13 protein-coding genes are annotated in these 20,020 nt (G+C 63.9%); 6 read left to right on the forward strand and 7 right to left on the reverse strand.

What is annotated here, in order from left to right:
- Positions 1 to 94 precede the first annotated feature (94 nt).
- From ACK2SD_RS10780 to ACK2SD_RS10795, 4 genes are all read right to left on the reverse strand, one after another.
- On the reverse strand, positions 95 to 310 hold the full coding sequence (locus tag ACK2SD_RS10780) for a hypothetical protein (protein ID WP_412462095.1): 216 nt from the start codon (positions 308 to 310) through the stop codon (positions 95 to 97).
- A gap of 132 nt (positions 311 to 442) precedes the next feature.
- Positions 443 to 8,149, reverse strand: coding sequence for an RHS repeat-associated core domain-containing protein (locus tag ACK2SD_RS10785; RefSeq protein ID WP_412462096.1), 7,707 nt, complete (start codon positions 8,147 to 8,149; stop codon positions 443 to 445).
- 210 nt (positions 8,150 to 8,359) lie between these two features.
- Positions 8,360 to 8,776: a RidA family protein gene (locus ACK2SD_RS10790; RefSeq protein ID WP_295481750.1), complete on the reverse strand. Its 417-nt coding sequence runs from the start codon at positions 8,774 to 8,776 to the stop codon at positions 8,360 to 8,362.
- A complete protein-coding gene (locus ACK2SD_RS10795; protein ID WP_412462097.1) occupies positions 8,776 to 10,095 on the reverse strand; it encodes a flavin-containing monooxygenase in 1,320 nt (439 codons plus the stop codon). Before ACK2SD_RS10795 ends, ACK2SD_RS10790 begins: the two co-directional genes overlap by 1 nt.
- Positions 10,096 to 10,387: 292 nt before the next feature.
- On the opposite strand from ACK2SD_RS10795, the gene ACK2SD_RS10800 reads away from it, so the two are divergent.
- Both ACK2SD_RS10800 and argE read left to right on the forward strand, forming a co-directional pair.
- On the forward strand, positions 10,388 to 11,065 hold the full coding sequence (locus ACK2SD_RS10800; protein ID WP_342651287.1) for a DUF1028 domain-containing protein: 678 nt from the start codon (positions 10,388 to 10,390) through the stop codon (positions 11,063 to 11,065).
- Positions 11,058 to 12,227, forward strand: a complete 1,170-nt coding sequence (argE, locus tag ACK2SD_RS10805) for an acetylornithine deacetylase (protein ID WP_412462098.1) — start codon at positions 11,058 to 11,060, stop codon at positions 12,225 to 12,227. Before ACK2SD_RS10800 ends, argE begins: the two co-directional genes overlap by 8 nt.
- Here argE and ACK2SD_RS10810 read toward each other — a convergent pair.
- Positions 12,217 to 13,038 (reverse strand): aldo/keto reductase, encoded by an 822-nt coding sequence (locus ACK2SD_RS10810; RefSeq protein WP_412462099.1) that lies wholly within the window; start codon positions 13,036 to 13,038, stop codon positions 12,217 to 12,219. The two genes, argE and ACK2SD_RS10810, sit on opposite strands and share 11 nt — an antisense overlap.
- Positions 13,026 to 13,931 (reverse strand): LysR family transcriptional regulator, encoded by a 906-nt coding sequence (locus ACK2SD_RS10815; protein WP_116888469.1) that lies wholly within the window; start codon positions 13,929 to 13,931, stop codon positions 13,026 to 13,028. Before ACK2SD_RS10815 ends, ACK2SD_RS10810 begins: the two co-directional genes overlap by 13 nt.
- Before the next feature lie 118 nt (positions 13,932 to 14,049).
- Here ACK2SD_RS10815 and ACK2SD_RS10820 point away from each other — a divergent pair, with 118 nt between their 5' ends.
- The 4 genes from ACK2SD_RS10820 (at position 14,050) to ACK2SD_RS10835 (ending at position 18,833) form a co-directional block, all read left to right on the forward strand.
- Positions 14,050 to 14,748 carry a CoA transferase subunit A gene (locus ACK2SD_RS10820; protein WP_029613319.1) on the forward strand — a complete coding sequence of 233 codons (699 nt, stop codon included), beginning with the start codon at positions 14,050 to 14,052 and terminating at the stop codon, positions 14,746 to 14,748.
- Positions 14,749 to 14,782: 34 nt separating this feature from the next.
- A complete protein-coding gene (locus ACK2SD_RS10825) occupies positions 14,783 to 15,439 on the forward strand; it encodes a CoA transferase subunit B (RefSeq protein ID WP_295481738.1) in 657 nt (218 codons plus the stop codon).
- Positions 15,440 to 15,544: 105 nt separating this feature from the next.
- The gene (locus ACK2SD_RS10830; protein ID WP_029613317.1) at positions 15,545 to 16,963 is read left to right on the forward strand and encodes a short-chain fatty acid transporter; all 1,419 of its coding nucleotides are present in this window, start codon (positions 15,545 to 15,547) and stop codon (positions 16,961 to 16,963) included.
- Between the two features lie 145 nt (positions 16,964 to 17,108).
- Positions 17,109 to 18,833: a S8/S53 family peptidase gene (locus ACK2SD_RS10835; protein WP_412462100.1), complete on the forward strand. Its 1,725-nt coding sequence runs from the start codon at positions 17,109 to 17,111 to the stop codon at positions 18,831 to 18,833.
- Here ACK2SD_RS10835 and ACK2SD_RS10840 read toward each other — a convergent pair.
- Complete coding sequence (locus ACK2SD_RS10840) at positions 18,827 to 19,948, reverse strand: mechanosensitive ion channel family protein (protein WP_317872538.1); 1,122 nt, start codon at positions 19,946 to 19,948, stop codon at positions 18,827 to 18,829. The two genes, ACK2SD_RS10835 and ACK2SD_RS10840, sit on opposite strands and share 7 nt — an antisense overlap.
- Positions 19,949 to 20,020 lie beyond the last annotated feature (72 nt).

A 20,020-nucleotide genomic window follows, 5' to 3' on the forward strand; every position in this document is an offset into this window, starting at 1 on the left:
GGTCGCGCCCATGCAAGCCGCGCACGTTGACCAGACTTTTTGTCCTTCATAGCCTGGATGCAGGCTGCGCGACCCTATCTGATTGTTAACCTGGTCACTTCGCTTTTTTTACCAGATTTACATTTTTGGCGTAGTGCCTACCATCCTTTTCGGTCACTTCGAACGACACTTCGTCGCCAGTTGCCAAGTTCAACGTTCCCAGTGCCTCGGTGGGCAGCACAACATCCTCCTCATCGATCTCGAGGTCGAGATAGCCTGATTTCAACTTGTCGCTATACCATTTCACCTTTGCAACTTTAACGTCGCTCATGATTCATCTCCTGATTGAAAGCATGCCAGGGTGGCAATACCACCCTAGCCCGTTCCTTTGGGTGCGAACACTGGCATATTTATCAGGTGTCGATTGCCGCAGGCAGTGCAACAACCGGCTCCTCGTACAGCATCATGTCAGCAAGTGCCCGCCCCCCCCGTGATTCCAGCGGTACTGGTCTTTGAGCGGTACGGAGTAGCGTCCCCACGGCGTAATGGGACCAGCAGCTTCATCGCTGGCCATGGCGATGAAGGCGTCGATCGACCCGCGTGTGATGTACACCTCGATCGCTTTACCCGTCACCCAGGCCCCTGCGCTCAGGGTGCGTGAGCCCGTCGCGAAGTTGTTGAGCCGATGGGCCTGGCGCAGCGCCGTGCCATAGACGCCCATGCGCGCATAGCGTGGGTTGTTCAGGCTCAGGTGTGGCGCCTCGCCCAGGTAATCGATCAACTGCTGGCCGGCGGCCTTGAGCGTGGTCATCGCGCCCGAACGAGCACTGTTCGCGGGCGGCAGATTACCCAGTTGCTGCCTGGCGTACTCCATAGGCCTCACCGCGCTGCGCGACAGCCTCGTACCGGGTTTGAGACGTGAAAGCGTCTTGCCCAGTTGGCGGGTAGAACGCATCGCCCCTTTGACCTGGCTCGGCACCTTCTTGATCAAACCCAGTGCACTTTCGTACAGCGACAGCACCCCGAAGGCCAGCGACGCATAGCCCAGCTTTCGGGAAAGCTCGGGGTTGATATCTTCGGTCAGCACCGAGGCGACCTCGAAGCCGAACGAGAGCACCGCACAGCTCGTCATCGCGACGAAAAATACCGATGCGGCCCCGCCGGTCATCACCGAGGCGGCGATACCGACGACCGTCAGCACCGCCGACAGCGCCAGGCCTCGCCAGCGTCCACCGACCGGCATGGGTTTGGTCTCGCGCAGCACCTGCGCATAGTTGGCCAATTCCTGATCCTGCCCCCAGCGGCTGAGCATGATCGCGCCACTGGGGTCGTGCAGGTTGACCGGATCCGGGCAGTGGGCGTAGTCGTTGAGGCCGCCTTCACCGAAGGGGCTCAACCAGTCAGGCTGGGCATGACGGCGCAGGCTGGGGTCGTAGCAGCGGTAGCCGTTGCCTGCGTGATAGTGACCGGTTACCGGGTCGCGGCGCATGCCGTTGTAGCCACTGACCAGCCCCTTGAGCGCCGCCCCTTCGCCGAAGGGCAGCAGGGGCGCCAGTTGCAGGTCGGTATCGCAGACCTGGCCGACGATGCCCGATTGGGGGTCGTCGATCAGCCAGCGCACCTGGTCGCCGTCGTATTGCGCCAGACCCGGAGAAATGTGCAGGCTGCCCGTGGCGTTGCCCGCCTTGTCGAAGCACACCTGGCCGATCAGCTCGTCGCCGTCATAGCGCAGCTCCTGGGTGGTCTGTTGCTGCCCATCGTATTGCGCCGCGAGGCGTTGCAGGCCGTCGTATTCATAGCGTGCGAGCAGGGTGCCTTGGTCGTTCTTGATGCTGCCGAGCTGACCGGCGCCGGTGTAGGTCAGTACCCGCTTCTGGCCGTCCACCTGCAACTGGCCGTTGCTGTTCCAGGTCAGCGAGGTCTTTTGCGTACCGCTGCTTACCGAGGTCAGGCGCGTGGGATCCGAGGCCTTCTCGTAGTTGAAGGTCTGTGTGACCGCATCGCCCTGGAACGGCGTGCTGATGCAGCGGGTCAGGTTGTCCAGGCTGTCCCAACTGAACGTCTGCGCCTTGATCGGGGTGCCATTGCCATCCTGCGGGCAAAGCGCCGCAGTTGCGGCGTCGCACGTGTAACTGTCGAGGCGGTCGAGCAGGTCATAGGTGAAGCGTTCGGTGCGCAGCAGCTTGCTGCCCTGGTAGCTGGCTTTGCTGGTCAGGCGGCCATCGCCGCGCCAGGTCATGTGCTGGCTGAAGCAAGGCGCGCCATTGCGCAGGAAGGTGCGCACGACCTCCCGGTCGAAACCATCGTGTTCACTGTAGACCTGCCATTGACCGGCACCGGTCAGGGCATGCGCCTGCCGTGATTGCAGGCGGCCAAGCGCGTCATAGCGGTAGAGCACGTCCTCATGCGCCTGGCAACTGCGCAGTAGTCGTTCTTGGCTGTCGAGGAACGTGCGTCGCAGGCAGCCGTCGGCGCGCAGCGCAGCCACTGGCTGCCCGCGCAGACTCTGCCACTCGGCGGTCTTGACGGTACCGCGTGGAGTTTTTTCAGTGATTTGCCGCCGCCCGGGTACCTGGGCGGCGGCGAGGGTGTGTAGCCAGGCGGCATGGGTGGGTGAGTCGGGTGCAGCAGTGAGTACCGTCGATCCGTCAGCCTGGGTCTGGCTGTACAGCGCCTTGCCGTCGACCTCCAGGCGGGAGCCCTTGGCATCGCTCACGCGCTGCAGTTTGGTCTTGTCGGGGAGCGTGATGGCCTGTTCGTCGAACCCATAGTTTCGGCTGCCAATCTGGCGTGTGGTGAGCGTGCCCACAGGGCTGAGCGTTTGCGTCGCGATCACCTTGCCGTCGACGGTCAGGGTATGAACGCGGTTGCTGAACCCCTCATAGGCGCGCTCGAGGGTCGTGTCATCCGGCCGAACGATTTTGGTGACTCGGCCGAGGATGTCGCGTTCGAGCGTGTAGGCCTGGGTTTGGGTGTCCAGGGTACGGGTATGGCGGATGACGCGGCCGTCGGTGTCGTAGTGCTCATCGACTTGCAGGTGCTGCTGGCCTGCGTTGTCCGCCCATTGCACGGCGTGTTGGAAGGTGCCGTCGGTATTGGCGGTGTCGGTGGTTGTGCGTTGCGACAGAGGCTGCGCGCCGAGACCGTGTTGTTCAATGAGCAGGACGGGCGGCTCATTGGTGGCCGACGGGCTGACGGGGGGCTCAGGCGTTAACTCGAATCGATTTTCTAATTGTCGTCTATTGAATTGACCGTCAGATGTCGTGAATAGCTCAAATATATCGAGCGGATCAGAGGTCCCTTCGAGGTTGGAAAGATCATTTACAGTAGGGAATTTCAATGGGTAGCTGAATGGGTCTACGTACATATCTCCCATTGGTCTTTTGAACTGAGTAATAGCATCTTTAATCCCCTCATTCCCTTTCAGCCCGATGATGCTCTGGATCTGTTTCATTAACTGGGGGTAGTCAGATACTGCCACGCCATTCTTAGGCAAAATACTACAGATATTCAAATACACCGAGCCCACGGCATTGACATAACCAATTACATCGCCCCAACCTGATTCCACCTCATTGAGTGGAAACTCGACATTTGCTTCTGCAAGCAGGTCAAGCACTTGGCTTATGAAGTCTTCAGGTAAATCTTCTTCCGAAGGGGCGGGTTCTACATAATCTTCGGGATATCTCAAGGCGGTCAGAGTGTCCAATTCAGAAGGAACTGTGTGACGGATTAAGCTACTCGAGTTCTGTTCAAGCCAAGGTTGCTGACCCGTCGATACCGGCATGTGCTTGCACTTGCGCACTGCCTGCCCGCCCGGCAGATAATCCCATGCCCAGCTTCCTAAGGGGAAAGAGACATCCAGCCTCGAGAAACAGAATTCTTCCAAAGGGACATAAACATCAGCCGTGGCTCTGCGCCATTCCGTGCGCCAAGATCGCTGCAAGCCATCGAGGTGAGAGTAAGTCTGACTCCCATCCTTGTGCGTGCGTTCTACCTGTCTTCCGTCGGGGGAGTACAGCGAAGTGGTTTGCTCGTCCATTACCTGCTTCGCTGTCTTGACGTCAATAGCGGATGGAAGCTGATAGCGCGTTTCCTTCGTTACTCTACCTGAGGCATCGCGCTCCCAATGCGTTTCCACGCCGTTCTCGATTTTTTCCAGCGCGCGCCGGCTGTAGCGTGAGCGAACTTCCTTACTCACTCGGGCCGTGCCTGCTGCAGTGGTCGCGCTGACGAACACCTGAATACCGGGCAATGTGGGGTTATCGATGAAGGTCTGAACGTTGGACAACTCGATACGCTGATCGTGAGCGTGTGTGGTCTGCTTGTTAGTGATCGACCACTCCCACACCCTACTTTGTTCGCTGGGCGTTTTCTTGCTGACCGGCGCCGAGGTCAATGTGCTGATCTGATGCCATAGGGCGTGTTTTCCAATTAGCTTCCACTGAGTGCTCTTGTCGAGCGTATCGTTGCTCAGCGTGCCACGCACCCCTTCCACTAACACCACCTCGGCCAACTCCAGGTAATCGCGGTCAGCGCGGTTGACTTTCCGATAGCCATAGAGCTTCAGTCCCTGAGGATTCCCATAACCGTCACATTGATACTCGGCCATCAATGGCGCACTGGCGTATTCCGGTACGAACGGACATGCCAGCTTCGGTATCCCGCCCAGGCCTTTCACGCCGTTCAGCGCGATTTGATTTTGCGTCTCGTCCCCGTAATAGCAGTAGTGAATAGTGTGGGAACCCTTGCTTAGAAGCGACAGGGGCGCGCCTTGAGCGTTGGTCACGATTGTGGTGGCGTCTACGGTTTTGCCCACACGTGCGCGCTGGATTTTTGGCGACAGGCTCAGCAGGTGCTTGATTTCCCTAGCCAGCTTTTTGCGATTCCGGGTCGAATACCGCCACAGTAAGTGCAATACCGCTGTCTTGCGCTCGATCGGCGAGGCGTTGGCGGAAATTTCGATCCGATCCCACGTCAGCTTGATGACGATATGCTCGATGATCTCAACCAACTCATCCCCCCACCCGGTATAGCGAAAGGTGGTCTTGGTGCGCGCGTCACCCAGTGAAAACTCCAGCCAATGGGACTGCGCAGAGCCCGCGCCCTGCAATAGCGGCGTGCGGTTTCCTTCCTCATCCAGGCCATAGGCATGCAACTCGTGGGTCACGGCGGCGTGGGGACCGCTCTGCACGGCGGCAATGAACATCTGGTCATCCGGATGCTGGTAGCTACCGGTATAGGTGTAGCGACCGATATGGTTTTGCTGACCCGCGCCCGGCAGCAGCGCATGCAGGGCCACGCGCGGCAAGGCAGGCGAGCTTTTCAAGTGGGCATCCTGCTTGACGTACTGCACGCACTCCACCGAACCGTCCTGTTCCTGCAGGCGGCACAGCACCCGGTCCAAGGTCGGGTCGTCGTCGTAGCCGCATTCCACCTGCTGTAACACGGCTCCCTTTTGCACGCGCTTGAGCGTGCGCAGCAGGTAGTGTTCGAGCCTGAGCTCGATCTCGAACGCTTCCGGGCTGCCGGACCACAGCTTCATCTTCACCTGGCTGCCCGCCTTGGCCTCAGGATTGAGGTACTGCGCGCTGAACAGCGCGGACTCGCCGCTCTTGATGCTCATCAGCAGGAACTGGCCGTTTTGGCGTTTCCACTGTAGATCCAGCGCTTCGCCATATTGCGAGACGATGCGTGAAGGCAATAGCTGCACGAACGGCCGTTCGTACAGGGCGATACGCCTGTCCAGCTCCTGGGTGTTGGCGTGCTCGGACCATGCGCTCAGGGCTTCGCTGTAATCGCCGAGCGTTGCCACTCTGTAGGCGTCGGGACTCAGCGCCATCAGGACCCACTGTGTCCAGTGGCTGGGGAATTTCGGGAAGTCAGGCTTGCTTTTCTGCTTGATGGCTTTGAGGGCCTCGAGCACTTTTTGGCGAAAAGCGTCGTTGGGTTCGACTTCGTCGCTGCCAGGCGCCGAAGGTTTACTGAGGATCTCCTGACGACCGCTGGGGTACTCCACGGTGAAGGTGCTGTAGTCCTTGTCGCTGGTCACCCGGCAGGCCGGGGTCTTGACGGCTTTGCCTGCCCCCAGTTGAGCCCACTGCTCGGCGTTGAACACCACTGGGCTGCCCTCGGCGAGGGTGAGCACACGGTGATCGATCTCCTGCACGGAGCTGGTGATGATGCTGGAGAAGCGCCATGCCCATCCATCGCCCAGGCCGGCTTCGTTACCGCGCAGCGCCGAGTAGTGCAAGGTCAGGTCGCACACTGGACCCAGTCCGCGCAAGCCCTGCAGGGTAGCGATTGGATAATGGGCGTGGAACAGGCCGCTGCGTTCGTCCACACCGGTGCGGTCGTGATGGCTGGTGTCGAAGACTTCGGAGTGGTTGGTGTTGCCGTAGTCTTCGCACAGGAAGCTGATGGCTTCATACCCGTCCATGGCCGGCGGCGGTGTGAACACCACGGCCTGCACGCCGTGCCAGAAGTGGCTGGGGTGCAAGGCGCCAATATGGCCCACGGTCAGCGTGGTCTTGTCGCGCGCGCTTTCCGGATAGGTCAGGTGCAGGTCATAGACCGTCTTGTCGATCGGCCCCGCCCAAGTGACCTTGGTGTCGGTCACCTCCACCGGCCACAGCCGTTGCTCACCCGCGCGAGGCACGCAGGCGGCGACCCGATAGCCTTTGTCGTACGCAGCCTTGTCGAGGCGAAATTCCAGCTCCCCATTGAGCGCCTGAACGTCGATCTGCACGGTGCCATCGCCGGCCGCCAGCGTGAACCGAGCCTGTTCGGCGCTCTGGCGACCCGGCCAGTCGTCGTTCTCGAGCAGGTACTTGACGTAGTCGCCGTCGCTCCAGTTGTTGCCATCGCCGACGTTCTCCAGCAGCACCTGCAGCTCGCTGAAACGGGGTACGGTCAGGGGTTGGTCGCCGGCGTCGAGCTGCAGTTCCGGCCAGGCCTGCGTTTTGAGGAAATCGGCCAAGGCCTGCAACCAGCTGGCCCGGTCACTGACCTTGTCGGCATCCTGGGGTTTGAACAGGGCACGGTGCAGCAACTTGTGGCTGAACGGATGGCGAATCGTGATCAGCACCGCGTGCCCGGCATCAGCCTTCCAGGCCGAGGACAGACGAGGGCCTGCCTGGCGCCCGACGGCGTCGGGCAGGGTCGTGAAAATGCGCAGCGCATCGCCGCGTTGCCACAGGAACAGGTTGTCGGCCTCATCGGCCTGGCCGGCCTGAGGGTTATGCGTCGAGGCGTGCAGGAAGGCGGATACCGGTGAGCCATTGAGCGCAGTCGCCCAGGCGCCGAGCCACTTGCCTGAGGCGCGCTGGGCCTTGCTGGGTGTCCACTGATGGTGAGCCAGCAGGCGATGGGAAAAACCATCGTAGACCCATGCCTGGATTGGCTGAGCGTCATCGAGGGCTTGCCCGCCTTCGATTGTCTGGCTTTGCCACCAGTGCGCCTCGGTGAGGGTCACACACAGTTCGGCGCACTGCGGCACCCAAAAGGCATTGCCGTTTTCGGCGGGGGTCACGGTGCACGTGTCGAGGACACCCGCCCGCAGCACCCGGCTGTCACGGTTGACCTGCTCGCACAACGCCTTGGACCAGTTCGCCCCGGCTTGCTCGGCCGTCGCGGTGAAAAAGTGCTGCTCGTACAGGGCCTGAGAGGTCAGATCGCGCACTTGCAGGCACAGTGTTGCACCCGCCGAAAGGCTGAAGGTATCGTCGCAGGCCAATGCCTGCACCAGGTTAGCGGCGAACGGTGCGTTGCTGAACGCCCGATAGCGCGCCGGGCTCCACAACCTGAGGGGCTCGGTGGCCGTCGAAAAGACGTTGTCCGCGCTCCAGCCCCCGGCGGTCATCGGCTCACCCGCGGCGGCCAGATGATCGGCGAATGCCTTGGGCCACTGCTTGGCAGCGCGCTGGGCCTTGGGTGCGGAGTAATCGACTCGACGGATATCGCCGTCGAGTCGGTCGATGAGAAACGCACTCAAGACTTCGCCCTCGGCCAGTGCGCGGCCTGCCTTGAGGGTGCTGCTGGTACACCAGCCGCCGTCGACACTGCCGACCCGCTCGAGCGAAAAATCGGTCATGTCGGGGAGCAAGCCGTCGGGCTGGGTGGAGATCAGGTAAGGGTCATGCCGCGTTTCGGTCTTCGAAGTCTGGGTCATGTCACGCGCCTCCGTGAAGGGATGTAGCCCAGGTGATCGGGTGCGCTGAGCGCTCGAGAGATGAGGGCCATTGAACGGCGCACAGAGACAGGCCACAACTGACAAAGTTGTCAGGCGACGGGGACGTTTTACGCAGCGGGCAGGACCAGGCGCTGTTCAACCCGGCCATTTGACGACGGGCCGCACAGCGGCCCTGGTTGATTTCGCCGATTACAGTGGCTCCGGCACCACGGCGATCACATCGATTTCCATCAGCCACTCCGGCTGGGCCAGGCCCGCGACCACCAGCCCCGTGGAAATCGGGAATACACCCTTGAGCCATTTGCCCACTTCCCGGTACACCGGTTCGCGAAAGCGCGGGTCGGTGATGTAAGTGGTGGTCTTGACGATGTGCGACAGATGCGAGCCGGCTTCCTCGAGCAATTGCTTGACGTTCTTCATCGCCTGCTCGGCCTGGGCCTGCGGATCACCCAGGCCGACCAGACGACCCTCGAAATCGGTGCCGACCTGACCGCGCACGTAGATGGTGTTACCGGCACGTACCGCCTGGCAGAGGTCGTTGTCCAGGGTCTGGTTGGGGTAGGTGACTTTGGTGTTGAACATGCGGATGCGGGTATGAGTGGGCATCAGTGGGCTCCTGAGGTAGCGACATTGCTGATCGATGGGGCGGGGTGCGATTCGGCCTGACGCTGTTCACGGTCCTGGTAGGCCAGGTAAGTGCGCTGTGTGGCGATGTGTCCAGCGACGTGCTTGGCGTCGTGCCACACGCCCCAGATGAACGAGGAGCCTCGGCGCGACAGCCAGGGCAGGCCGAGGAAATAGACCCCCGGTTCGCGGGCCACGCCGCGCTGGTGCTGGGGCTTGCCATTGGCGTCGAAGGTGTCCACCTGCAGCCAACTGAAGTCCACCCCGTAGCCGGTGGCCCAGATGATGCTGGTGACGCCGGCTTCGGCCAGGTCCAGTTGCAACAACGGCTGCGTCAGGCACTGCGGGTCGGCCAGGCGCTGGCGTGCCTCGGGCTCGAGCGGCAGGTCCAGGCCATTGCGCTCGACATAGGCATCGGCAGCGTCGAGCAGGGCCAGGTAGCTGTCGTCGCCACGGCGGATGTTCTCGGCCAGGTTGTCCTGAAACGTCACCACGCCGTGCTCGAACGACTGGGTCAGGCCGACCAGGGTCATGCCCTGGTGGGCCAGGGCGCGGAAATCCACGGTGTGTCCGCCACGGGCACCGCTCACGGCAATGGTCACGTGCTCGCGGCCAGGCTTGGCGATTTCCGCGTCCCATTCACCCAGCACGCCGAGCCACCAGCAGAAGTCGCGATTGCGGTAGGTCCTCGGCGGGCGGTCATGGGCGCCGACCGACAGGTACACCTGGCGTCCGGCGCGCATCAGTTCCTCGGCGATCTGTACTCCGGATGAGCCCGCGCCGACCACCAGTACCGCGCCGTCTGGCAGTTGTTGCGGGTTGTGGTAGGCCGCCGAGTGGAGCTGATGCAGGCGTGGGTCTTGTGGCGCGATGGCCGGGATCACCGGGCGCTGGAATGGCCCCGTGGCGGCCACCACGCGGTTGGCGCGGATCACCCCGTCACTGGTGTGCACGGTGAAGCCTGGGCGGTCCTGGTTGCGCACTACGCGTTTGACTTCGACGCCGGTGCGCACCGGCAGGTTGTAGGTGCGCACGTAGCGCTCGAAATAGTCGGCGACCTGGTCCTTGCCGGCGAAGGCGTCGGCGTCCAGGTCGAATTCCAGTCCGGGGAAGCGGTCGTGCCATACCGGGCCGTTGGCCACCAGCGAGTCCCAGCGCCCGCTGCGCCAGGCTTCGGCGATGCGCCGGCGCTCCAGGACCAGGTGCGGCACGCCGAGTTTGCTCAGGTGTTCGCTGATGGCCACGCCGGCCTGGCCGCCGCCGACCACCAAAGTGTCGATGTCGAGGTTGTTCACTGTCATGTCCGAGCCCTTGTTCAGGCGGTTGTTATACGGCCGGTCACAGGACCGCCGTGGTCTGGGGCCAGACTAGGGACGGGCACGGCAGGGCGAAAATAGTATTTAGCTAGGGCTTGGCGATAAAACGCCGAGGGGGCGGGCAGGGGCGCTGCGCGCTCCCTGCGCAGCACGCGGACGCGGCTACAGGACCGCGCAATGGGCCCAGTTTTTTACTGGTCAGTACCCAGGAAAATGCTCGTTTCGCCGCCGCCGGTGCTTGCCGAGAATGCCGCTAAATCCTGCTAGGAGCTGCACCATGACCTTTTCCATCATTGGCCGCTGTCAGGAAACCGGCCAGCTCGGCATCGCCATCAGTTCGTCCAGCATCGCCGTAGGCGCCCGTTGCCCGTGGGTACGGGCTGGCGTCGGCGCGGTGGCGACGCAGAACATCACCTTGCCGGCGCTCGGCCCGCAGATTCTCGACGCGCTGGAGCAAGGCCAACTACCACCAGCCGCCGCGCTGGACCAGGTGCTCAGCGCCAACGGCTGGAGCGAGTATCGCCAGGTCAGCGTGATCGACAGTCAGGGCCAGGTGGCGCTGTTTACCGGCAGCCAAGCGCTGGGCGTGCACCACGCCGTGGCCGGTAGACAGTGCGCGGCGGCCGGTAATCTGCTGTCTGCGCCGTCGGTGATCGCGGCCATGGTGCAGGCCTTCGAGCACCGCGACGGCCACCTGGCCGACCGGTTGCTGGCCGCCATGCAGGCGGCCATGGCGGCCGGCGGCGAGGCGGGCCCGGTGCATTCGGCAGCGCTGAAAATCGCCGGCGAGCTGACCTGGCCGCTGGTGGACCTGCGCGTGGACTGGGCCGAGCACGACCCCATCGGCGCGCTCGAGCGCCTCTGGCAGGCCTACCGCCCACAGATGCAGGACTACGTCACGCGTGCCCTCGACCCGACCACCGCCCCACGCTACGGAGTGCCGGGCGATGAGTGAGTTCGCCAGCCGCGACCTGCTGCGCCAATTGATCGGCTTCGCCACCGTGAGCCGCGACTCCAACCTGGCGCTGATCGATTTCATTCGCGACTATCTGGCCGGATACGGCGTTGAGTGCGAGCTGTTTTTCAACGAGGAGGGCACCAAGGCCAACCTGTTCGCCACGCTGGGCCCGCGTGATCGCGGGGGCGTGATGTTGTCGGGCCACACCGACGTGGTGCCAGTGGACGGCCAGGCCTGGACGGTCGAACCGTTCAGGCTGAGCGAACGCCACGGTCGGCTCTACGGCCGAGGCACGGCCGACATGAAGGGCTTCATCGCCTCGGTTCTGGCGGCCGTGCCCGCCTTTCTCGCCCAGCCGCTGGTCGTGCCGGTGCACCTGGCCTTTTCCTATGACGAAGAGGTCGGCTGCCTGGGTGTTCGCAGCCTGCTCGACGCGCTGGCTCAGCGCCCGCACCCGCCACGCCTGTGCCTGATTGGCGAACCCACCGAGCTCAAGCCGGTGCTGGGGCACAAGGGCAAGCTGGCGATGCGCTGCCAGGTGCACGGCGCCGCCTGCCATTCGGCCTATGCGCCGCAGGGTGTCAATGCCATCGAGTACGCGGCGCGGCTGATCGGCAAGCTCGGGGAAATCGGCGAAACACTGGCACACCCGCAGGCGCATGACCCACGCTTCGACCCGCCGTTTTCGACCGTGCAGACTGGCGTCATAACAGGCGGTCAGGCGCTGAACATTGTCCCCGAGCACTGCCAGTTCGATTTCGAGGTGCGTGCCTTGCCCGGTTTCGACGCGTGCAGCGTGGCCGAGCGCGTGCAGGCCTATGCCGAGGGCGAATTGTTGCCACGCATGCGCGTGGTCAGCCCTGCCAGTCGCATCGACTGGCAGCCGTTGAGCGCCTACCCAGGCCTGGCCACGCCCGCCGACAGCGAAGCGGCGCGGCTGCTGGCGTCGATTAGCGGCTGCGAGGCGTTCGGCACCGTGGCGTTCGGCACCGAGGGCGGGCTGTTCGATCAGGCCGGTATTCCTACAGTGGTGTGCGGGCCGGGCAGCATGGAGCAGGGCCACAAGCCCGACGAGTTCGTCAGCGTCGAGCAACTACGTGGCTGTGACGCGATGTTGCTGCGCCTGCGCGATCACCTGGTCCGTGGTCTCACTGCATAGCCAGACGCTGCTTGTGCGTTGGCGGGGCGAAGGCCTGGTCGATCTCGCGCAGGTCGGCATCGCTCAGCTGCAACTGCCCGGCCTCGGCATTGAGCCGCACATGCTCGGGGCTCACCGCCTTGGGAATGGCGATCACACCGTCCTGGCGGATCACCCAAGCCAGGCTGACCTGGGCCGGGGTGGCGCCGTGGCGCTCGGCGATCGTCTGCAGCAGCGGATGACGCAGCAAGCGCCCACCCTGGGCCAGCGGGCAGTAGGCCATGGTCGGTAGATGCCGCGCTTGGCTCCAGGGCAACAGGTCGAACTCGATGCCGCGCTCGGCCGGGTTGTACAGCACCTGGTTCACCGCGCAGCGCTCGTCGTCCAGTGCCTGAAGGTCGTCGACATCGAAGTTGGAGACGCCCCAGCGGCGGATCTTGCCTTCGTCGATCAGACGCTCGAAGGCCTCGACGGTTTCCGCAAGGGGATACTGGCCGCGCCAGTGCAGCAGGTACAGGTCGATGCAGTCGGTGCCCAGTCGGCGCAGGCTGCGTTCGCAGGCCTGGGGAATACCACGACGGCTGGCATTGTGCGGATACACCTTACTGACCAGGAACACCTGGTCGCGGCGCCCGGCGATGGCGGCGCCGACCACCTGTTCGGCACCGCCCTCGGCGTACATTTCGGCGGTGTCGATCAGTGTCATGCCCAGGTCGATGCCCTGTTGCAGGGCCGCCACTTCAGCGGCCCGCGACGCGGCGGACTCGCCCATGTACCAGGTGCCTTGGCCAATGGCCGGCACGTCGTGTCCTGCCAATTTCACGTTACGCATGTCACCTCCGGGGGGTGGGTATGGCTGAGCAGCACATCGAGCAGGGCCTGTGCTGCGGTAGACAGCTTGTGGTCGCTCAAGGCGATGACGCCGATGCGCCGCTCCACGGTCGGTTCCACCAGGGCCACGCAGCGTGCACCCAGCTCCTGCATCTGGGTGATGCACAGCGCCGGGACCGCGCTCACGCCCAGGCCTGCGGCAACCATGCGCCCGACCGTCGACAGTTGATGACTCTCGAAGGCCACGGTCAGTCGTCCATGCTCGGCCGCCAGGTGCTGTTCGAGCAGCAGACGCACCGCCGAGGGGCGCTGCAGGGCGATGAAGTCCTCGGCCAACAGCGCCTCCCAGCTCACTTCGCTCTGCTCGGCCAGCGCTGAGTCGGCGGGCACCACCGCGACGAAACGGTCCAGGTACAGGGCATGGAACTGCAACGCCTCGCTGCGCTCCGGCTCGAAGCCAATGCCCAGTTCGACGCGGCGGTGGCGCACCAGTTCAAGTACCTGTTCGTTGATCACGTCATGCACCGTGACATTCACCTTCGGGTAGCGCTGGCGAAACACCTTCAGCGACTGCGGCAGCAGGTTGCCGGCAAAGGCCGGCATCGCCGCCACCGACACCCGCCCCAGTTGCAAGGTGAAGCGCTGGCGCAACAACTCTTCGGTGTCGTCCCAGTCGCCGAGCAGGCGCCGCGCCAGCGGCAGCAGCACCTCGCCCTCGGCGGTCAGGCTGACGCTGCGCGTGGTGCGGGTGAGCAGGGCACCGCCGAGGTTGTCCTCCAGCGCCTTGATGGTCAGGCTCAGGGCCGGCTGGGAGATGTGCAGGTGCTCGCCGGCCTGGGCGAAGCTCTGGTACTTGGCCACGGTGACGAAAGCGCGCAGTTGTTTGACATTCATGGCAATCGCCTGTTGTTTTGCAAAATTTATCAATCGATGACGAAAACAAAATTAACAAATCAGTCGCCAGCGGTGAAGATGGCTGCACTCGCTCCAATAACGATAAAGGCGGATCAGCATGGCCGGACTGGACAAGCGCGTAGCAACTTATGAACAAGCCCTCGAGGGCCTCACCGACGACATGACGGTGCTGGCCGGGGGCTTCGGCCTGTGCGGCATTCCCGAGAACCTGATCGCCGAGATCAAGCGGCGTGGGGTCAAGGGCCTGACCGTGGTCTCCAATAACTGCGGCGTCGATGGCTTCGGTCTGGGCGTGCTGCTCGAAGACCGACAGATCCGCAAGATGATCGCCTCCTACGTGGGCGAAAACGCCGAGTTCGAGCGTCAATTGCTCAGCGGCGAACTGGAGGTGGAACTGACGCCCCAGGGCACCCTGGCCGAGAAGATGCGCGCCGGCGGCGCAGGCATTCCGGCGTTCTTCACCGCCACGGGCTACGGCACGCCGGTGGCCGAAGGCAAGGAGGTGCGCGAGTTCGAGGGCCGCCACTACATCCTGGAGCGCGCCATCACCGGCGACTTCGCCATCGTCAAGGGCTGGAAGGCCGACCACTACGGCAACGTGGTGTACCGCCACACCGCACAGAACTTCAACCCGCTGGCCGCCACGGCCGGGCGCATCACCGTGGTCGAGGTCGAGGAGATCGTCGAGCCCGGCGTGCTGCTGCCCAGCGAAATCCACACCCCGGGCATCTTCGTCGACCGGGTCATCGTCGGCACCTTCGAAAAACGCATCGAAAAGCGCACCGTCAAGGCCTGAGCGCCGCCCACAGAACAACAAAGAGATCCAGACCATGGCATTGACCCGCGAACAGATGGCGCAACGTGTCGCCCGTGAACTGAAGGATGGCTACTACGTCAACCTGGGCATCGGCATCCCGACTTTGGTGGCCAACTACGTACCGGCCGACATGGACGTGATGCTGCAATCGGAGAATGGCCTGCTGGGCATGGGCGAGTTTCCCAGCGAGAGCACGGTCGACGCCGACATGATCAACGCTGGCAAGCAGACCGTCACCGCCCGCGTCGGCGCCTCGATCTTCGACTCGGCGCAGTCCTTCGCCATGATCCGGGGCGGCCATGTCGACCTCACGGTGCTGGGTGCCTTCGAGGTGGACGTGGAGGGCAACATCGCCTCCTGGATGATTCCCGGCAAGTTGGTCAAGGGCATGGGCGGTGCCATGGACCTGGTGGCCGGGGCCGAGAACATCATCGTCACCATGACCCACGCGTCCAAGGACGGCGAATCCAAGTTGCTGCCACGCTGCAGCCTGCCGCTGACCGGCGCCGGCTGTATCCGCAAGGTACTCACCGACCTGGCTTATCTGGAGATCGACAACGGCGCCTTCATCCTGCGCGAAACCGCGCCGGGGGTGAGTGTCCAGGAGATCGTCGACAAGACCGCTGGAAAACTGATCGTGCCGGACGATGTGAAAGAAATGACCTTCTAAAACTGTGCTTCGCCCCCTGCGGCCGCAGCGTGATTCGTGGCCGCAGGGGGCTGTGTCGTTTTCAGAACGACCTCCACCAATAAAACCAAAAAAGGAAAACACCCCGTGGCCGCTGAAATTCAAGACAGCCGCTCTGCTCGATTCGCCCTGCGTTGCTCCAACTGGGCCGAACGCTGGTTCCCCGACTCCTGGGTGTTCGCTGCCCTGGCGGTGATGCTCGTCTGCCTGGGCGCACTGGCCATGGGGGCCAAACCCACGGCCACGGCCAAGGCCTTCGGCGACGGCTTCTGGAGCCTGATTCCCTTCACCATGCAGATGGCCTTCGTGGTGATCGGCGGCTACGTGGTCGCCAGTTCTCCACCGGCCGCGCGGCTCATCGACCGCTTGGCCCGACTGCCGAAGAACGGCCGGTCGGCGGTGTGCTGGGTGGCCTTGATTTCGATGCTCGCTTCCTTGCTCAACTGGGGCCTGTCGCTGGTGTTCGGCGGTCTGCTGGTGCGCGCCCTGGCACGTCGCCAAGACTTGAAGATGGATTATCGCGCTGCAGGCGCTGCCGCGTACCTGGGCTTGGGCGCGGTGTGGGCGCTGGGTCTGTCGTCGTCGGCGGCGCAGTTGCAGGCCAACCCGGCCAGCCTGCCACCGTCGATCCTGTCCATCACCGGGGTGATTCCGTTCACCGAGACCATTTTCCTCTGGCAGTCCGGCGTCATGCTGGCGGCGCTGGTGATCGTCTCACTGGTGATTGCCTACGCGACCGCACCGGGCCCCAGCAGCGCCCGCAGCGCCCAGGACTGTGGCGTCGATCCCAGCTTCACCGCGCCGCCGCCGGCCCAGCGCACGCGTCCGGGCGAGTGGCTGGAGCACAGCCCGATCCTGATCCTGCTGCTGGTGGCCCTGGCGGCCGGCTGGCTGTACCAGGAGTTCGCCACCAAGCCTGCGATCACCGCCATTTCCGGGCTCAACACCTACAACCTGCTGTTCATCATGCTCGGGGCCCTGCTGCACTGGCGTCCGCGCAGTTTCCTCGATGCCGTGGCCCGCGCGGTGCCGACCACCACCGGGGTGCTGATCCAGTTCCCGCTCTACGGTTCGATCGCCGCCATCCTCACCCAGGTCCAGGGCGCCGACGCCCAGACCCTGGCGCATCACATCTCGGTGTTCTTCACCCAGATCGCCACCCACGACACCTATGCCTTGCTGATGGGTGTGTACTCGGCGGTGCTGGGCTTCTTCATCCCCTCCGGGGGCGGCAAGTGGATCATCGAAGCACCCTACGTGATGCTGGTAGCCAACGACCTGCAGTACCACCTGGGTTGGGCGGTGCAGATCTACAACGCCGCCGAGGCGCTGCCGAACCTGATCAACCCGTTCTACATGCTGCCGCTGTTGGGCGTGCTGGGGCTCAAGGCGCGTGACCTGATCGGCTTTTCCTTCGTGCAACTGCTGGTGCACGTGCCGCTGGTGCTGTTCCTGCTCTGGGCGCTGGGTACGACCCTGGCCTATACGCCACCGGTCATGCCCTGACGCACCGGCGGGTATTCGAGCACAAGCCGCCAGCGACCTGACAATTCTGTCAGTAGGCGTTAACCGACGATCCGATTAGTGTCGAGCACCAAGGCCTGGCCTTCACGCCAGGCCGGTGCCTTTCAACGACTCGGACGTCCTGAACATGAAGGTAGGCTCAGCGCTGCTGTTCACTGGGCTGCTGTGGACCGCATCCATCCCCGTATTGGCGGCAGAGACGCTGCGTATCACCAGCCTGATGCCCTGCACGAGCTGGCACACCGAGCCGGTGCAGCGCTGGTGCATGGGCGTGCAGGGCTTGTCCAGCGCCAAGCCCTCGGTAGTGCTCGACGGTGCGCCACTGGCCGACGCAGCCGTGGTCATGCAGCCTACGCTGCTGCATGTGAGCCTGCCGCAGCAGGTGCAGGCGGGCGTCCCCGTCTGGTTGAGCGATGGCGATCGAGTGAGCAACATGGTGCGCTGGAACCCTGAGGGCGCACGCGTACTGCCGTTGAGTCAGGACAGGTTGGAAGACGTTGCCCCTGGGGTGGTGACCGCTGTCGATCTGCTGAGTCTGGTTCTGGAAGACGAAGCCAGTACGCCTGAAGCGGCTTTACGGATCGCCAGCCGTCACGGTCTGCAGATCGTCGGGGCCATCACCGCGCTTGGCGTGTACCAGGTGCGCCTGCCCGCTGACGGGATTTTCGCGCGTCAGGCTTGGGTCGAGCGGTTACAGGCCGATCCACAGGTCGCCGCCATCGTGATCGAGGATGACAACCGGGCGCTGCCCGAAGACCCCGACGATGGGGTCGAGCCTGCGGACCAGGCCGGTTGGGAAGCCAACCATTTCAGCGCCGCCGTCGACCTGTACCAACGCACGCTGGCCACGCGTGCCGCTGCAGACCGGGAGCGTGTACGTGTGGGCATCGTCGAGCGCGGCGTGGACTTCGACTCGCTCGACTTCAGGCCCTATGCCAAGCCCTGTGCTGGTGCCAACCTGTGTGTCTATGCCTACCAGAGTCCTGCGTCGAGTCGGCATGGCTCCGTGGTCACCGGCATCCTGGCCTCAAGCCTCTATCCGGGCGGCAACCGCGCCTTTCTCAGTCGCCTGAGCCGGGCCGGCGGCCGCTTCGATCTGATCATCGACAGGGGCTCCCCCTCAGGCGTGATCGCGCGCATAGCGGCCTCGGTGAACATGGTGCAGGACGGCGCGCAGGTGCTGAACTGGAGCTGGGGTATCCATCGCCTGGGGACGCTGGACCGCGAGGGCGAGCCGGTGACCGTAAACGTTCGGTCCGACCAGGCATTCGCAGGCTATCGTCGGGTCCTGGAGCGCTTTTTCGTTTGGCTCGAGCGCGAGCATCCTGGTGTCGTCGTCGTCAACTCGGCTGGCAACAGTGCCGGGGATATTGCCGATCATCTGCCGGCGGGCCTGCGCTCACCGCAGTTGCTGGTGGTCGGCGCGCACCAACGCAGCGCCTGGTCAGGTTCGCTGACGGACGTTCGCGCGGTGCAGTGGCGTGAAAGCTCCAACCGGGGGCCTCGCGTGGACATCGCCGCCGCGGCCTGTCCTGGGGCTTCGCTGGCCACTTCAGCGCGCTCCGGACGTGGCGGTGGCTGTGGCACCTCTTATGCGGCGGCCTTGGTCACTGGGACCGTCGCCGCACTGCTGTCGATCGACCCTGGTCTGACCCCGCTGCACATCAAGGCGCTGCTGCGCGAGGGCGCGCTACCCCTCGCGCACGCGGCGGATGCCAGCGCTGGGCAGGCACCCCGCACGCGGCTGCGGCTGGACATGCAGCGAACGCTGGCGCTGGCCATCGAGCGCGCCACCGCTCGATCTTGCATGCCTGCGCAGCAGTCGGCGCAGGTGACTTCCCCGGATCAGTGACCTTGTGAGTCTCGCCCCCTGACCGCCGTCAGCTGGTTGGACGCCTCCGGCAATCCGGTGACCTTGATCGAGCGCGCCCCTACGGCGAACTTGGCGCCCACCTTGGAGAAGCGCTCGAGCAACTGGAAGTTGATCGCCTGCTGGATGTCCATGTACAGGTTGTAGCCAGGGTCCAGCACGATGTAGACCGCTTCGAACTCCAGCGCTTCCTTGCCGAAGCCGCGCAGGTGGGCGCGGTCGAAGCGCACCTGGCTCTGCGCCTTGATCGACTCCTCGACGATGGCCGGGGCCTTCTTCACCGCTTCGGTGGGCGTGTCGTAGGACAGCCCGAACTCGAAGACGATGCGCCGCTCCTGCAAGCGCTTGTAGTTCTGAATGGTGCTGCTGATCATGCCGGCGTTGGCCATGACGATCTGCTCGCCGCCCAGGCTGCGAATGCGCGTGGTCTTCAGGCCGATGTTTTCCACCGTGCCGGCTAGCGAGCCGATGACGATGAAGTCGCCGACTTCGAAGGGTTTGTCCACGGCGATCGACAGCGAGGCGAACAGGTCGCCCAGCACGTTCTGCACCGCCAAGGCCACGGCGATACCGCCCACGCCGAGGCTGGCGACGAAGGCGGTGATGTTCACGCCCAGGTTCGACAGCATCGCCAACAGCACCACCGACCACAACAACACCCGCGCGCCCCAGCCCGACAGAGTGGCCAGGGCGCTGCCACGGTAGGCGCCAGTGGTGTCGTGGCGGGCGAAATAGCGGCCCAGGCCGATGGCGATGGCGCGGTTCGCCCACAGGCCGATCTGCAGCGCCGCGACCACGAACCACAGGCTGCCGACCCGGTCCAGCCAACGTTCGGGCAAGTCCAGTACGCCCAGGCCGACCAGCAGCGAAGCGAGCATCAGCAGTGCGTTGCTGGTGCCTTCGAGCACTTCGGTGACCAGCCGCGCGAACTGGCTTTCGTGGCTGGACCATTGATGGGCGCGGCGCTTGAGGAAACTCAGCGCCCAGCGGGTGAACAGGAAGGTGGCCACCGTGACGGCCAGCGCCAGCAGCAGGTTGAGGATGGAGATGCCGAATACCGTGGTGGTGGTCAGCAACTGCAGCAATCGTTCGTCCATCGGGTCTCCCTCCGAGGTAAAGAAAAAACAGACCATGCCGTGAAGGCACAGTCTGTTTAGAAGGGTGCTTGC

Source organism: Pseudomonas sp. SC11 (genome assembly GCF_047039205.1).
Classification (GTDB): domain Bacteria; phylum Pseudomonadota; class Gammaproteobacteria; order Pseudomonadales; family Pseudomonadaceae; genus Aquipseudomonas; species Aquipseudomonas boreofloridensis.